Origin of the sequence: Rhizobium sp. NZLR8 (assembly GCF_019685025.1) — a bacterium.
Classification (GTDB): domain Bacteria; phylum Pseudomonadota; class Alphaproteobacteria; order Rhizobiales; family Rhizobiaceae; genus Rhizobium.
The window spans coordinates 79,062-93,698 of the sequence record NZ_JABDVY010000015.1; the positions used below are offsets into that span (position 1 = coordinate 79,062).

Here is a 14,637-nt window from a genome sequence, read left to right on the forward strand (position 1 = left end):
AACCGGAACAAGGCCGATCATGTCGCAAGAAATACACACGCAAATCACGGCCGAGGAAATCGGTCACGAATTCGAAGGCCACGCGCCGACCGCAAACATGTCGGACTACGCCATCGAAGACTGGATCACGCTAATGGTCTTCTGGCTGATGGCGGGTTGTGTCTTCCTGCAGTTCTTCACGCGCTATGTGCTGAACGACAGCTATGCATGGACCGAGGAGATCGCGATCAACTGCCTGATCGGCGTCGTCTTTCTGGGCGCCGTCATGTGCGTGCGCACCTCGCGGCATATCCAGGTGGACGTGTTCTATCACTATATGCCGGCAGGCCTTGCCCGCGTGCTGGCGACCGTCGTCGACATCGTTCGCATCGGCTTTTTCGCCTATGGCTGCCACCTGATGTGGCGCTATGTCGATATCGTCGCCGACGAGCAGATGGTCACCGTCGAGCTGCCGCGCAACATCGTCTTCTACTCCGTTCTCGTCGCCTTCGTGCTGATGCTGATCCGCGCGGTCATCGTCTTCATCGCCAATATGCGCCGCGGCTACTCCGTTCTGGAGCGCCCGGAAGAATTCCAGACCGTCGAGGATTGATCCGATGCTGCTGCTTCTTGGCTCGTTTCTGGTGCTGATGCTGATCGGGGTGCCCGTCGCAATCTCGATGGCTGTCGCGTCCGTGCTTTACATCGTTCTCTACGGCGTTGCCCCCGACATCATCGTCGCCCAGCGCATGATCGCCGGTGTCGAAAGCTTCCCCCTCCTCGCCGTGCCGTTCTTCATTCTGGCGGGCAACCTGATGAATTCGGCGGGTGTCACAGGCCGCATCTATTCCTTTGCGGTTGCGCTCGTCGGTTGGATGAAGGGCGGGCTGGCGCAGGTCAATATCATTGGTTCCGTCATCTTCTCCGGCATGTCGGGCACCGCACTTGCCGATGCGGCCGGTATCGGCACGATCGAGATCAAGGCGATGAAGGACCACGGCTATCCGGTCGAGGCCGCGGTTGGCGTGACGGCGGCGTCGGCAACGCTCGGGCCGATCTTCCCGCCGTCGCTGCCTTTCGTGATTTACGGCATGATGGCGAACGTCTCGATCGGCGCACTTTTCATGGCCGGCATCCTGCCCGGCATTGTCATGACGTTGCTGATGATGATCACCGTCGCCGCCTTTGCCTATTGGAAGCGATGGGGCTCGGACGCGCCGTTTAATATGCGCGAGCTGCTGTCGGCCGGAATGGAAATCGTCGTCGTCCTGCTGGTGCCTGTAACAATCTATTTGATGATGCGCGCCGGGCTATCGATGAACGCGGCGGCGGGCATTGCTCTTCTCGTGCTTCTGGCGCTCGACTGGCATTTCCGCTTTTCCGCCGTCATGGCGCTGATGACCCCGGTCATTCTGATCGGCGGCATGACGATGGGCTGGTTCACGCCGACGGAGGCCGCCGTCGCAGCCGTCCTCTGGTCGTTATTTCTCGGCCTTGTGCGCTACCGCACGATGACGTTCTCGACGCTTGCCAAGGCAAGCTTCGATACGATCGAGACGACGGCATCCGTTCTCTTCATCGTTACCGCGGCCTCGGTCTTCGCATGGCTGCTGACGGTGAGCCAGGCCGCAGCACTGTTGTCCGATGCGATCCTGTCGATCACCGACAATAAATGGGTGTTCCTGATCCTCGTGAACCTGCTGATGCTCTTCGTCGGCTGCTTCCTGGATACGATCGCGGCGATCACAATCCTCGTGCCGATCCTGCTGCCGATCGTCGCGAAGTTCGACATCGATCCGGTTCAATTCGGCCTGATCATGACGCTGAACCTGATGATCGGCCTGCTACACCCGCCGCTCGGCATGGTGCTTTTCGTGCTGTCGAGGGTCGCGAAACTCTCGGTCGAACGCACGACGATGGCGATCCTGCCCTGGCTGGTGCCGCTTTTCCTGGCGCTGATCCTGATCACCTTCGTGCCCTCGGTATCGCTTTGGCTGCCGGAGCAGCTCGGGCTGCTGAGATAGGAGGGATACAATGCAGACACGTCTGGCACGGCTTTACCAAAAGGGCGATCTCAGGATAGAAACCGACACCGTTCCGGTCCCCGGTTCAGGCGAGGTGCTTCTCAAAATGGCCGCCGCAGGCATCTGCGGCTCCGATCTGCATTATTATCAGGATGGCGGCTTCGGACCTGTCAGGGTTCGCGAGCCGATCATACCGGGCCACGAGGCCTCGGGAACCGTGAGCCAGGCAGGCGAGGGCGTCGATCTCAAGGCCGGCACGCTGGTGGCGGTCAATCCGAGCCAGCCTTGCGGACATTGCGAGTATTGCCAGCAGGGCTTGCCGATCCACTGCCTTGAAATGCGCTTCATGGGTAGCGCGATGCGATTGCCGCATGAGCAGGGCATGTTCCGCGAGTGGCTGGTGGTGCCGGCCAGGCAGTGCTTCGACGTGGGGGCCGCGACGACCGCCGCGGAAGCGGCCTGCAGCGAGCCCCTCTCGGTCTGCCTGCACGCCGCATCGCGCGCCGGCAATATCACCGGCAAACGTGTCCTCGTCACCGGAGCCGGCCCGATCGGCGCCTTGATGGTCGCCGTTGCCGCTTATCACGGTGCAGCCGAGATCGTGGTGACCGATCTGGCGGACGCGGCGCTGGAGAGGGCCAAGGCGATGGGTGCCAGCCGGACGATCAACGTTTCCCGGGATGCCGCAGCGCTTGGGGAATTCGAGGCGGGGAAGGGCTATTTCGATCTCGTTTTCGAATGCTCCGCCGCCGCCCCGGCGATCCGCAGCGCCATCGCCGCCATCAGGCCGCGCGGCACGATCGTGCAGGTCGGCGTAACGGGAGAGATTCCGATTCCTCTCAATGCCATTGTCGGCAAGGAGCTTCACATCCACGGCACGCAGCGCTTCCACGAGGAATTCGCCACCGCGGTCGACCTGATCGCGAGCCGCACGATCGACATACGGCCGATCATCAGCCACAGCCTGCCGCTCGAACAGGCCATGGCAGCTTTCGTTCTTGCTGGTGACCGCAGTGCCGCCTGTAAGGTACAGCTTACGTTTTAGCGGTGTGGCGCCGGCACGCTGTCATTCCGCTCCCGCACGCCATTCGCGATAGGCCAGATGAACCCTGGCGCCGATCGTCGTCAGCGGCCGCGGCGGCAGCGAAACCGGTTCGGCCAGTCGGCTAAAGACGCGACCGAGTTCAGATTGATGCCCAAGCACGCGTTCGGCCGCGGCGATGCCGGCGGCGGTCGAGTTCGACGCCCCGAGGCCGTTGCAGCCGCAGGCTGCGAAAACACCCCGTTCGATTTCCCCGAAGGCCGGTACATGGTTGCGTGTCAGCGCCATCGCGCCTGCCCAGCGATACTGCATGCCGACGCCGGCAAGCGTCGGGAAACGGTGGGAGAATTTGCCGTCGTGCAGGCGGCCGGCGCTCTGGATGGCGGCATTGCTGATTTCGATGCTCGGATTGTAGCTGTAGCGCGAGCGCACCAGGATCCGGTCGCCGCCGTCGGTGTTGATGCGCCGAACGGTCGTTCCCATCGGCAGCGCCGGAGTCGCCGCCCATTTCCGGTCGCCGCCGAGCCTTGCCGGATCGAATTCCTCCGTCAGAGATGCGTAGGTGAAGACATGGAGCAGGCGCCCGCGGAAGAAGCCGAAGCTCTCCGCATGGCCATTATTGGCCAGGATGATCTTCCCCGCCTGCACGCTTCCCTTTGGTGTCTTCACCAGCCAGCCGTCGCCGGAGCGCTCGAAGGAGAGAGCCGGCGTCTGCTCGAAAAGCTTCACCTGCTCCTTCAGACAATCGGCCACCGCTCCGATATAGGCGGCCGGCTGGATGATGATCGTGCCCGGCGAGAATAGACCTGATGTGAAGGCCTTCGAACCCGTCACTGCTTCGATTTCCGCTGCCTTCAGCAGGCGATGCGCTTCGCCCATCCTGGAAAGCTGCATCGAATAGGTCTCGAGATGCTTATCGCCTTCCGTGCTCATCGCGACGCTGTAGCGGCCGCACGGATCGAACAGCGCCTTTCCCCAGCCGTTCTCAGCGGCCAGCTCAGTCGCCAAAGCGATCGCCGAACGCTGCAAGAGCACGGAGTCGCGGAACTTGCCTTCGGACTCGCCGCTGAAATCGGCCGAGGAAACCTCGTGCGGAAGGTCGATGATGAAGCCCGAATTGGCTCCCGCCGGTCCCTCGCCGACAATGCCCGCTTCGAGAACGGCCACCCGGGCGGCCGGGTCGAGCCGCGAGATCCGGTGGGCCGCGGATAGGCCGGCAAAACCACCACCGATGATCGCGACGTCGACGCTGATCGCTTCGCCCAATGCGGGTCGAGGCGTGCGTGGCGGAAGTGTGGCCACCCAGCCAGAAACGCCGGCGCGTTTCGGAAACTTCGATGCGACGAAGATGTTCTTGGCGGCCATGGTCTCGGTCAAATCGCTTCTCGCTCCATGAGCATTTCCAGGGAGCGCCGGAGGGCTGGAAGCTTTTCCGGATCGAGCGCCCGCAGCGGCTTTCTCGGCGCGCCGGCGCCGTAGCCGATGAGCTCGGCGGCTACATAGACGGATTGCACGTAATCGCCTTCCCAGATCAGCCCCATCGACGGCTCCAGGATTTTCCAGAGCGCGCGCACCTCATCCCATTTGCACTGTGCTGCCGCCTCGACGAGGGCGACAGAAGTGCGCGGCGCAAAGTTCGCTCCGCCCCAGATCAAACCGTCGCAGCCGGCATAGAGTGCATAGGGAACGAGGGGGTCAGCGCCGTTCATGACGAAACGGCCGGTGCGGATGAGTGCCGCCTGTTTCCCTAGGTCTCCGCTGCTGTCCTTGACGGCGCAGAAGCCTGGAATTTCATTCAGCCTATTGAGGAGTTCCGGCGTGATCGCGACGCCAACCGTCTGCGGCACATTGTAACCAATGACGGGTAGGCCGGCCTTAGCAACTTCGGCGTAGAAATCGAGAATGCCCTGGTCGTCGGTCGGCCCTTCGAAGAAGGGCGGAAGCACCATGACGCCTTCGGCCCCGGCATCACGCGCCCGGGCGGTCCGCTCCACGACGTCTTCCACCAGCAGCGCCGAGGTCTGGGCAATCACCTTCGCACGGCCGTTGACGAGTTTCACGCCACGGGCGATCAGTTCCTCGGATTCTTGCTTGGAGAGATAGACGTGCATTCCGGTCCCGGAGCTGAACAGAAAGCTGCGGACCCCGGCCGCGAGATAGCGCTCGACATTGACTTCGAGCCGCCCGTAGTCGATGCGGCCGGCATCGTCGAACGGGGTGGTGATTGCGAGATTGAGTCCTGGAAACGGAAAGGCTGTCATGGAGTGAAATCCCGTTGCGTTAGGCCGAAAGTTCGAGCTAGGTTGTCTTGAGCTGCGTGTATTGATCTTGGTCGGCCTAGAGGGTCGGCGCTTCCATTCCCTCAGGGGCCGCGTACATGGCCATGTTCCGCCGGGACAGTTCGAGGTGAAGCCGCGCCAATTCCCCGGAGGCTTCGGCGTCGCGCCGCTCAATGGCCTCGATCATCTCGTCGTGCTGATCCGTCGCCAGTTCGAGTTCTTCCTGCATGCGTGGCGTATTTGGATGCTTGTAGAAGATCTTTCCGATGCGAGCATGGTCGATCTGCAGGCGGCGCAGGCTTGGGACCACGTAGACATTGTGAGCCATCTCGCCGACTTGCCGGTGGAACTGGTCATTGAAGAACACCCGGCCCTCGACATCGCAGTCGTCGACCGCCTTGCGGAAGGCGCGCTGTGTGTTTTTGAGAATCTCGAGTTCTGCTTTCGTCCGGTTTTCCGCCGCAAGCTTGTTGGCGGTAATGTAGATCATCGGCGCAAGCAGGAAGAAGTCGCGCAGGGAGTGGTAGCTCATCGAGCTGACGCGCGCGGCGCGGTTCGTCTCAAGCTCGATATAACCTTCGCCAGCCATCTGCCGCATCAGCTCGCGCACCGGCGGTCGCGACAGCCCGAACTCTTCGCTCAGGGCCACTTCATCAAGCACCGCACCGGGAGGCAGTTCCATCGTCAGGATGCGTCTGCGCAAGGCGAGTTCGAGGCTGGATTTACGGTCCGGGGCGGCGATGGCATTCATAATGTTGCTCGTCTATATAATTTCTTTTGAAGACATTATGTAGACATTAGGTGGACGTCAAGTCTTCGTCGCTCAATCTCTCAAGCCTGCTGCCTAAGGGTGCTCACAACAAAGTGCGTTACCGCCGGGAAACAAAAACGGACCCCGCGTGTTACCGATCAACCCGCGCAGCAGCATTTCCCTGCCTGGCGTGTATCCGCATTGGAGCAGGACATGGATACAGCAACGCAGTGGGCGCTTCTTCTCGGTGCCCTGACATTGGCGAGCTGGATCGCAGGCGGGTTGACGGCCGTCTTCGGAAACGTGGAGCCCGGTCATCCCCGACAAAAAGCGGCGGAATATCTGATGTTCGGGCTCAACGCCGCGGGCCTCGCCTCGGCAGTCGCCATGGTTGCAATCCTGGTGATCCGATGACGTCGATCAGCCGTTGGCCACTGGGATTCCCGTTCTAGCGTCGGGCGGCGATCTGCTCGGCGGCGGATAGCGCAGCCTGTTGCGGCCGACGAAAGACGCAGACCTGGTTGCGTCCCGCCTCCTTAGCGCGATAAAGCGCCATGTCGGCCTGGTGCTGGAGGTTGGTCAGTGAAATGTCGGTATCGAGAGCCGATTTCAAGGCTACTCCGACGCTGAGCGTCACGGAAGGGCCGACACCGGAGGAGGGGTTTGGAAGGGCGGCGGCTTCCACGCTCTCGCGTATTCGCTTTGCAACCCCGACTGCCTCTTCTTCTTCGGCATCCGGAAGCACGATTAAAAATTCCTCGCCGCCATGGCGCGAGACGAGGTCGCGATCGGCTCGCACGCAGCTCTGGATGATGCCGGCAACCTTGACGAGGCAGCGGTCGCCCTCGCCATGGCCGAGCTTATCATTGAGCGCCTTGAAGTGATCAATGTCGCACATGAGCATGGCTGCGACGACGCCGGTTTCACGACCGTCGCGCCACAGACCCTCGAGCGTTTCCATCATCCAGCGGCGATTGGCAATTCCCGTCAGCGGATCGGTTCTGGCCAGCCGCTCCAACCTTGCATTTGCATCGGCAAGCTCCGCGACCCGGCGCCGATCCCTGCAATCCAGCAGAAATGTCTTTTGCGCCAGGATGTTCATCGTCCGCCGGGCAACCACGGTCGCGATAATACCGCAGGAAAAGAACAGCGTCGCGGCGACGACGCTGCCCGCTTCCAAGATCGGGTTATGCCATTGAAGGATAAAATAAAGGCAAACGGCATAACAGGCGATCGCGATTGTCCACGCCAGCGGCACGCTGAAGATGGTGATTGCACTCGTTGCGACGAACAGCATGATGTTCAAATGCCGTTCGTAAAACTCCCCTCCGGCAAAAACGCCGACGAGTGCCACCGAGAGAAGAATGAGAGACATTCCCGCAAGCAGCGACGCTCGCTGAACCGTTGCGGCGCGCGGCTTGCTCCAAACGATCGCCGTAAATACTGCCGCCGGCGGCAAAAGGCAGGCGGGAGCGACCATCGACAGGACGACTGGGTGAGGAAGCAGAATAGCGTTCAGCGCCAGCGTCAGAACATCGACGAATGCCACCCAGATCATCCAGGAACGGATGACCTTCGCCGTCTGTCGCCATGACTTTTCGTCGAATCGGCGGCGCAGATCTCCTGACAGCCTGATATCACGGGTTCGGCCGGACAAAAGACGTTCGACCTCATCCGCCATCGCGCCAGTCAGCGGCCGCGACGAGCAAGACCCGGCTGCAGAACCTTCGGAAGGCATGCTTTTGGCATCAATCATCCTTGGATTATCTAGCCGCGATCGAAAGGTCGGCAAGGCTTGCGCGCCGACGGCCGGATTCGTGCGTTGATATTTTGTAAACAAGTTAGCCCGCGTGATCTGGGCCAGATCGTGCTACGAACCCTTGTCCGAGAGGGAACAGGATGAGACTCAAGCTGGTTGCAGTTGCGGTCGCGGCGCTCGCGCCGGTGGTTGCGATGCTCGCCTACAACGAAGTCGAGCTTCGCAATCAGCGCAACGAAGAGATGCGCGCATCCGCGGCGGAGGCGGCCAGACAAGCATCCTCGGAAGTAGAACGGATCGTGGAGGGGCTGCACGCCCTTCTGGTGTCCGTGTCCGCCATGCCTTCGGTCCGCCACCTCGATGTCCAGGCTTGCAACGAGGCGCTCAAGTCGGTCGCCGAAAGCATTCCGAACATTCGCACCATCTTCGTCGTCGGCCTTGATGGACGGCCCGTCTGCGGCAGCATGGCCTTTCCGGACGGCGTGGTATTCTCCGATCGCGATTACTTCCAGCAGACGCTGGAAACCAAAGACTTTTCCGTCGGGACCTACACGCAGAGCCGCCTAACCGACCGCCCCGTCCTGCCGCTTGCGATGCCTTTGATGGAAGGCGAGACCGTCAAGGCCGTCATCGTCAGCGGGATCCGGGTGGACTGGCTGCAGAACCGCATCACCGAGCGTGGCGTCGCGCCCGGTAACGAGGTGACCATAGCCGACGGCAAGGGAACCGTTGTCGCGCACGTTCCCCTTCCGGAGCAGTTCGTCGGCACTGTCATATCCGAGGAATACCAGCGCCTGGTCCATGCCGAGCAGCCCGACGTGGTCGAGATTACAGGCAAGGATGGAACAACGAGCGTTCTCGGCTATCGCCCGATAGCCCTGCCTGCCAGTCCCCTCTATGTCAGTGCCGGCTTCTCGAAACCGGAGGCTTTTGCGCCGATCAACCGGGCGACGCTGATGAATGCGCTCGCCATCATCGGCGGCGCGCTTTTCGCCTTCCTCGCCGCGATCTTCATCGGCAACCGCTTCATCCTCGTGCCGATCTCCAGGATAGCAGAGGTGATGGAGAAGTGGCGCAGCGGCCAGACGACGGCGCGCACCGGCATGACGGGGCCGGACGAGCTGGAAGTCGTCGGCGCTACCTTCGATCGACTGCTCGACGAACTCGACGAGCGCAGACGCCAGAACGAGCAGGCCGAGGAGGAGCGAACCCTGCTCGTCCGCGAAATGGCGCACCGGGTCAAGAATGGCTTCACCCTCGTTCAGGCGATCGCCCGGCAGACCTTCTCGCGCGCCAATCCGGAAAGCTACAATTCCTTTGCCGAAAGGCTGGCGGCGCTTGCCGGCACATATGATCTGATCCTGTCGCGGGAGGGATCGGCCGCGCCCATCCGGGAGATCATCTCCGCCGCCTTGCGGGCGCACATTGCCTCGGAGGAACGCATTCGTCTGGCTGGCCCCGACGTGGTTCTTCCCGCCGACATCGCCCTGCCGCTTTCACTCGTGCTCCACGAGTTGGCGACCAATGCGACGAAGTACGGGAGCCTCGGAGGCGAGCAGGGAACCGTGGCCATCGAGTGGAGGCACGATGATGGGCGCGTCCTTCTCGTCTGGACGGAAACCGGCGGCCCGGCGGTGTCGATGCCGACGAAAAGAGGCTTCGGCTCCGTCCTTATAGAGCGGGCCTTTTCCTCCAAGGCGCGGGCGCAATCCAGGTCGGACTACAGGCCCGAAGGGCTCGTCTTCGAAGTTGTCTTCTCAACCGGGGGACCTGGAGGCGGAAGGTAAAGTCCAGACAGGGATATCAGTCGAGCAGATATGCCGGGAAGCATGAGCGGGTTGAAGCTGACCACGCCAATACTCCCGACTGCCTCCCTATCTTCCCGCTGAAGTAGGACGTTGCAGATCGATGCGGCTCGTTACTACGGATTGGCCTGACGCCGGGTCTCGATCGACCGTCTGCAGTCGGAGCCTATCCTGTCCGATTTTTTCGATCATCAATATTGCGTTCCGGTCGCCATTGACCACGCGAGCCCAGGTCACGCGAAGATTGAGCGCGTCGCCCTGCCTGCTGCCCACCAGTTTGGATGGCTGGCCCGATGGTCCGATGTAGCTGCCGGTGTAACGCTGTCCCAATACCTTTACATTGGCCGAGAAAGCTCTTGTGAAAACCGCAAGGCCGCGACATTTCCCGTTCATCGACACAGCGGATTCACTGGCGTCGGATCGGAGCGAACAGGAGACATTGAGGTTTGTGCCGCCGATCTTGGTGAGCACCATCCCGGTCCCGTGCCAATCGCCTGCCAAGGATCGCAAAAACCCTGTCTCCGACGCCTTTGCGGTGTCAGGCAGGCACGACAGCGAGAATATGGCAGCAATCAGAGCCGCACGCATGAAAGCCTCCCCGGTTAAGCGCTCTCCCGAACCGATGATGCGGCCGATTGTTCCGACAAGGCTCATGCCTTTGAATGGGCGTGCCACGTTTGCGGTGAAGGTCGGTGCCCTTGCCGCATTGCGGCGTCAATCGGGTCGACTTCTATGGGATACGATAAATTGGGTCATGCCGGCTGTCGAGAACACGCATACCGGGAAAGGCACGGTGGCCGCTATTCCTCTTCCGCCTGAAACCGTTGAGTAATAAGGAGAGGGAGGTGCGTTGTGCATTTCGACCAGCGCGGTGTGATTCACCGCCTGCCCCTCGTGCGCGTCGCCAGAACATTGCGGATCGAGAAACTGGAATGAATTCTGAGAACGCCCGGCAGGGTCGATAGTATTTCCTTGTGGATCCGCTCGAATTCGCCCGGACTGGCGACCTCCACGCGCAGGAGATAGTCGGAACCGCCCGTCATCAGAAAGCATTCGCGGATCTCAGGATGCCGGCGGACCGCCGCCTCGAAGCGGTCGAGATGGTCCTCCGTCTGCCGTTCGAGGGTGATGTTGATGATCACGGCGATCATCTCATCCGCATTGCCGGTGTCCACCAGCGCCGTATAGCCGCGGATCACGGCTGATTTTTCCATGATCTTGATGCGCCGGAGGCAGGCCGATGGAGAAAGGCCGATCTCTGCTGCGAGCTTGGCATTGCTCATGCGGGCATCGAGGCGCAGCAGTCTCAGAATATTGCGATCGGTAGCGTCGAGGGCGGACATGATTGTTCATTCCAATTTTTTGCTGATTATGCGGATAATAGATAAATTGTGCAAGATCATGCCACGAAATGATGAGCAATTTCGCTCATTATTTCATAGACTCCGGGTGGCAAATGGATAAGGGGTCGATATGGATAGCGACATTTTGGTTTCCCGCACCCGCACCGTCCCGGCCATGCAGGGTGCGACGGGCTATCTGACAATCGATCTGGCAGCGCTCGGCCGTAACTACCGTAAGCTCGTATCGGTGCTGGCGCCGGTTCGCTCGGGGGCCGTTGTCAAGGCCGACGCCTACGGCCTCGGCGCCGAACGGGTCGCCCAAACACTCTATGATCACGGCTGCAGGCATTTCTTCGTCGCCCAGTTCGTCGAGGCCGTCAGGTTGCGGACGGCCCTTGCGCGCGACGCTCAGATTTTCGTGCTGAACGGCTTGCAGCCGGGCAACGAGATCGCCTGCGCCGAGATGGGCATCGTCCCGGTTCTCAACTCGCTGGCCCAGTGGCGGCAATGGGCGACGGCAGCGCGCATGCTGAAGCGCTGCCTGCCTGCCGTGCTGCAATTCGACACCGGCATGTCGCGGCTCGGTTTTCCCGAGGAGGAGCGAACCGAGCTGGCGGTGGCCCTTGGCGAAGCCAGCAGCGTCGAAATCCTGTTCATCATGAGCCATCTGGCTTCAGCCGACGACGTGGGGAGCGAGCAGAACGGCGAGCAATTTGCCGAAATGTCGCGCATTGCCGACGAATTTCCCGGCTACGATATCTCCTTCGCCAATTCCGGCGGCGTGTTCCTGGGCCGGGCCTGTCACGGCGTGCTCGCTCGCCCCGGCATCGCCCTTTATGGCGGCGCTCCGAACTCCAGCGTCGAGAACCCGATGGAACCGGTCGTCAACCTTGATGTCGCCGTCGTGCAGACGCGCACTGTACCATCCGGCGCGAAAGTCGGTTACGGAGGCGCGCATGTCACGCGAGGGGAAATGCGTCTCGCCACCATTGCCGCGGGCTACGCCGACGGCCTGCCGCGCAGCCTCAGCGATCGCGGCGCCGTCTATTTCAACGGTATCCGCCTGCCAATCGTCGGCCGCGTGTCGATGGATAGTACGACCGTCGACATATCGGCATTGCCGGAAGGCGCGCTGAGCCTCGGCAGCCTTGTCGAAGTGCTCGGCCCCAGCCAGACGCTCGAGGACATCGCCGGCGACGCCGGCACTGTATCTTACGAAATCCTAACCGGTCTGGGCGATCGTTATCACAGGCAATATCGCTGAGAGCCCGCCGGCTGCATCATTGGGAAGATCATGAAAGTCATCGTTCTGGGGGCCGGCATTGTCGGCATCACATCCGCTTATCAGTTGGCTAAATCAGGCCATGAGGTCACGGTCGTCGACCGGCAGAAAGGTCCGGCGCTGGAGACGAGCTTTGCCAATGCCGGCGAAGTCTCTTTCGGCTATTGCTCGCCATGGGCAGCGCCCGGCATTCCTGCCAAAGCCATCAAGTGGCTGTTCATGAAACATGCGCCGCTCGTCCTGCGCCCGAAACTCGACATGGCCATGCTCTCCTGGATGGCAAGGATGTTGTCGAACTGCACCTCCGAGCGCTATGCAATCAACAAGAGCCGCATGCTGCGCCTTGCAGATTACAGCCGCATCGCGCTGGCCGAGCTTCGCGCAGAAACCGGCATCGCCTATGACGAACGCATGCAGGGAACCCTGCAACTGTTCCGCACGCAGCAGCAGCTTGATGCCTCGGCAAAGGATGTCAAGGCGCTGGCCGCCGACGGCATTCCCTATGAAGTGCTGGACCGGGACGGCTGCATCCGCTTCGAACCGGCATTGAAGCACGTGCGCGACAAGATCGTCGGCGGCCTGCTGACGCCGAAGGACGAGACCGGTGACTGCTTCAAATTCACCAATGCGCTGGCCGCGAAGGCCGAAGCGCTTGGTGTCCGATTCGTTTACGGGACGACGATCAAAGCACTGGATGTCGAGGCCGGCCGCGTGCGCGGCGTTATCACCGATCGTGAACGGATGAGTGCGGATGCGGTGGTGGTTGCGCTCGGCAGCTATTCGCCGCTGCTGCTCAAGCCCTTCGGCATCAGCCTGCCGGTCTATCCCGTCAAGGGTTACTCGCTCACTATCCCGATCACTGACGCGTCGCGCGCACCGGAATCGACCGTCATGGACGAGACTTACAAGATTGCGATCACCCGGCTCGGCGACCGGATCCGGGTCGGCGGCATGGCTGAAATCTCAGGCTATACCAACGATCTCGGCCTGGCCCGCCGCAGCACGCTGGAGCATTCCGTGACCGACCTTTTCCCCGGCGGCGATGTTTCCAAAGCGTCCTTCTGGTCCGGCCTGCGCCCGATGACGCCGGATGGCACGCCGGTCATCGGTCCGACAAAGATCATCGGCCTCTTCCTCAATACCGGCCACGGTACGCTCGGCTGGACGATGAGCACCGGTTCGGCGCGGTTGATCAGCGATCTGGTCGGCGGCCGCACGCCTGAGATCGACGCTCGGGATCTCGCAATCAATCGCTACGGCTGAAACCTCATCCGACGGCGCTAAATGAAGAGAATTGATTGCGCAAATCGCTTATCACCGATGGGCATTGTCTTTGAGGTCATGAATGTCCGGTCGTTCCCATAACCCCGTCAATGGCAGCTTCCTCCACGATCCGGCGAGGCAGAGTCCGTCGTTTTGGGAGACGGCCTTCAGCGGGACGGACCCGGACGCACTCTCGGAAATATTGTCGACGCCGAACTCCCCGATCAAGGCTGCGGCTCAGGCTGACGCGCCCATCGCCTACCGCTGCAATTTCGTCTCGACGGAAGATCTGGCCATAGCCGAATGCGCCTACGAAGGCACGATCTCGATCAGGCGGGAGGCACCCAGCGGCAAGGTGATCATATTCCTGCCGATGGAGGGAAACGCCGTCTTCCATGCGGGGAAGGAGCAGATCCATTCGGTTCCCGGTTGCGGTACCATTCTCGGGGCAGGCCGCGCCTCGGGTGCCCGCCTAGTCGGCCCGCGCCATCATCTCGGTCTGTTCATCGATCAAGCGAGGATCAACAGGCAGCTGACGCATATGTTTGAGCGAACGATCATCGGTGACACCGATTTTCATCCCATTATCGACCTGACGACCGGTTCGGGACTTGTGTTGCAGCAACTGGCCGTGAACCTCCATCGCGGGCTGAACCGCGACGGGCCGCTGCGACAGTCGCCGCTGGCTCTGAACGCGCTCTGCGACGCGACGATCTATCTGCTGCTGGAGACCTGTCCCCATCGCTATTCGGAGGCACTCGCGCTCCCCGCTCCGGCGCCCGCTCCACGCCATGTGAAATGGGCCATTGACTTCATGCGGGAACATATCGCCGAGCCGATTTCGCTGAGCGACATCGCGACCGCAGCCGAGGTCAGCGTTCGGACCTTGCAACAGGGTTTCCGGCAGTTCAGGGATACCACTCCGATGGCCTACCTGCATGAACTCAGGATGCTTGCCGCCCATCGCGATTTGCTCGAATCCGGCCTGAAACAGGCCGTCGCCGACATCGCGCTCAGATGGGGGTTTACCCATCTCGGGCGATTTTCAGCTGAATATAAGAAGCGTTTCGGTCAACTGCCGTCGCAGACCTTGAAGCGCTGAGTTCCACG

14 protein-coding genes are annotated in these 14,637 nt (G+C 61.4%); 8 read left to right on the forward strand and 6 right to left on the reverse strand.

Translation table 11 applies throughout. The annotated features are described in order from the left end of the window. Positions 1 to 19: 19 nt before the first annotated feature. The 3 genes from HJB89_RS26570 to HJB89_RS26580 are packed head-to-tail and all read left to right on the forward strand — an operon-like array spanning position 20 to position 3,048. Positions 20 to 592 carry a TRAP transporter small permease gene (locus HJB89_RS26570; RefSeq protein WP_221133062.1) on the forward strand — a complete coding sequence of 191 codons (573 nt, stop codon included), beginning with the start codon at positions 20 to 22 and terminating at the stop codon, positions 590 to 592. Between the two features lie 4 nt (positions 593 to 596). Further along, positions 597 to 2,003 carry a TRAP transporter large permease gene (locus HJB89_RS26575; protein ID WP_207584535.1) on the forward strand — a complete coding sequence of 469 codons (1,407 nt, stop codon included), beginning with the start codon at positions 597 to 599 and terminating at the stop codon, positions 2,001 to 2,003. A 10-nt stretch (positions 2,004 to 2,013) separates the two neighbouring features. Next, a complete protein-coding gene (locus tag HJB89_RS26580) occupies positions 2,014 to 3,048 on the forward strand; it encodes an L-idonate 5-dehydrogenase (protein ID WP_207584536.1) in 1,035 nt (344 codons plus the stop codon). Between the two features lie 21 nt (positions 3,049 to 3,069). On the opposite strand, the gene HJB89_RS26585 is transcribed toward HJB89_RS26580, so the two are convergent. From HJB89_RS26585 to HJB89_RS26595, 3 genes are all read right to left on the reverse strand, one after another. After that, the gene (locus HJB89_RS26585) at positions 3,070 to 4,410 is read right to left on the reverse strand and encodes an FAD-binding oxidoreductase (protein ID WP_221150806.1); all 1,341 of its coding nucleotides are present in this window, start codon (positions 4,408 to 4,410) and stop codon (positions 3,070 to 3,072) included. Positions 4,411 to 4,418: 8 nt separating this feature from the next. Continuing rightward, positions 4,419 to 5,306, reverse strand: a complete 888-nt coding sequence (locus HJB89_RS26590) for a dihydrodipicolinate synthase family protein (RefSeq protein WP_221133063.1) — start codon at positions 5,304 to 5,306, stop codon at positions 4,419 to 4,421. Between the two features lie 76 nt (positions 5,307 to 5,382). Next, positions 5,383 to 6,075, reverse strand: a complete 693-nt coding sequence (locus tag HJB89_RS26595; protein ID WP_207584538.1) for a GntR family transcriptional regulator — start codon at positions 6,073 to 6,075, stop codon at positions 5,383 to 5,385. A gap of 213 nt (positions 6,076 to 6,288) precedes the next feature. Between HJB89_RS26595 and HJB89_RS26600 the strand changes: the two genes are divergently transcribed. Beyond that, entirely contained in the window at positions 6,289 to 6,489 is a 201-nt protein-coding gene (locus HJB89_RS26600; protein WP_207584539.1) for a hypothetical protein, read from the forward strand. Positions 6,490 to 6,523: 34 nt separating this feature from the next. On the opposite strand, the gene HJB89_RS26605 is transcribed toward HJB89_RS26600, so the two are convergent. After that, positions 6,524 to 7,831: a GGDEF domain-containing protein gene (locus HJB89_RS26605; protein WP_221133064.1), complete on the reverse strand. Its 1,308-nt coding sequence runs from the start codon at positions 7,829 to 7,831 to the stop codon at positions 6,524 to 6,526. A 143-nt stretch (positions 7,832 to 7,974) separates the two neighbouring features. On the opposite strand from HJB89_RS26605, the gene HJB89_RS26610 reads away from it, so the two are divergent. After that, positions 7,975 to 9,621, forward strand: a complete 1,647-nt coding sequence (locus HJB89_RS26610) for a sensor histidine kinase (protein ID WP_221150783.1) — start codon at positions 7,975 to 7,977, stop codon at positions 9,619 to 9,621. A gap of 87 nt (positions 9,622 to 9,708) precedes the next feature. Here the strand turns inward: HJB89_RS26610 and HJB89_RS26615 are convergent, their stop codons facing one another. Beyond that, positions 9,709 to 10,227, reverse strand: coding sequence for a hypothetical protein (locus tag HJB89_RS26615; protein ID WP_221133065.1), 519 nt, complete (start codon positions 10,225 to 10,227; stop codon positions 9,709 to 9,711). A 290-nt stretch (positions 10,228 to 10,517) separates the two neighbouring features. After that, on the reverse strand, positions 10,518 to 10,982 hold the full coding sequence (locus tag HJB89_RS26620) for an Lrp/AsnC family transcriptional regulator (protein ID WP_207584543.1): 465 nt from the start codon (positions 10,980 to 10,982) through the stop codon (positions 10,518 to 10,520). Between the two features lie 130 nt (positions 10,983 to 11,112). Between HJB89_RS26620 and alr the strand changes: the two genes are divergently transcribed. From alr to HJB89_RS26635, 3 genes are all read left to right on the forward strand, one after another. After that, a complete protein-coding gene (alr, locus tag HJB89_RS26625) occupies positions 11,113 to 12,246 on the forward strand; it encodes an alanine racemase (protein ID WP_221150784.1) in 1,134 nt (377 codons plus the stop codon). 30 nt (positions 12,247 to 12,276) lie between these two features. Next, a complete protein-coding gene (locus HJB89_RS26630) occupies positions 12,277 to 13,527 on the forward strand; it encodes a D-amino acid dehydrogenase (RefSeq protein ID WP_207584545.1) in 1,251 nt (416 codons plus the stop codon). Positions 13,528 to 13,609: 82 nt separating this feature from the next. Continuing rightward, on the forward strand, positions 13,610 to 14,629 hold the full coding sequence (locus tag HJB89_RS26635; RefSeq protein WP_221117205.1) for an AraC family transcriptional regulator: 1,020 nt from the start codon (positions 13,610 to 13,612) through the stop codon (positions 14,627 to 14,629). Positions 14,630 to 14,637: the final 8 nt, after the last annotated feature.

Bases quoted from the DNA above. Each gene is read 5' to 3' on its own strand.
- HJB89_RS26580 (WP_207584536.1), top strand. From the start codon at position 2,014: ATGCAGACACGTCTGGCACGGCTTTACCAAAAGGGCGATCTCAGGATA.
- HJB89_RS26635 (WP_221117205.1), top strand. From the start codon at position 13,610: ATGTCCGGTCGTTCCCATAACCCCGTCAATGGCAGCTTCCTCCACGAT.
- HJB89_RS26570 (WP_221133062.1), top strand. From the start codon at position 20: ATGTCGCAAGAAATACACACGCAAATCACGGCCGAGGAAATCGGTCAC.
- HJB89_RS26575 (WP_207584535.1), top strand. From the start codon at position 597: ATGCTGCTGCTTCTTGGCTCGTTTCTGGTGCTGATGCTGATCGGGGTG.
- HJB89_RS26620 (WP_207584543.1), bottom strand. From the start codon at position 10,982: ATGTCCGCCCTCGACGCTACCGATCGCAATATTCTGAGACTGCTGCGC.
- HJB89_RS26610 (WP_221150783.1), top strand. From the start codon at position 7,975: ATGAGACTCAAGCTGGTTGCAGTTGCGGTCGCGGCGCTCGCGCCGGTG.
- HJB89_RS26615 (WP_221133065.1), bottom strand. From the start codon at position 10,227: ATGCGTGCGGCTCTGATTGCTGCCATATTCTCGCTGTCGTGCCTGCCT.
- HJB89_RS26595 (WP_207584538.1), bottom strand. From the start codon at position 6,075: ATGAATGCCATCGCCGCCCCGGACCGTAAATCCAGCCTCGAACTCGCC.
- HJB89_RS26585 (WP_221150806.1), bottom strand. From the start codon at position 4,410: ATGGCCGCCAAGAACATCTTCGTCGCATCGAAGTTTCCGAAACGCGCC.
- HJB89_RS26605 (WP_221133064.1), bottom strand. From the start codon at position 7,831: ATGATTGATGCCAAAAGCATGCCTTCCGAAGGTTCTGCAGCCGGGTCT.
- HJB89_RS26590 (WP_221133063.1), bottom strand. From the start codon at position 5,306: ATGACAGCCTTTCCGTTTCCAGGACTCAATCTCGCAATCACCACCCCG.
- HJB89_RS26630 (WP_207584545.1), top strand. From the start codon at position 12,277: ATGAAAGTCATCGTTCTGGGGGCCGGCATTGTCGGCATCACATCCGCT.
- HJB89_RS26600 (WP_207584539.1), top strand. From the start codon at position 6,289: ATGGATACAGCAACGCAGTGGGCGCTTCTTCTCGGTGCCCTGACATTG.
- alr (WP_221150784.1), top strand. From the start codon at position 11,113: ATGGATAGCGACATTTTGGTTTCCCGCACCCGCACCGTCCCGGCCATG.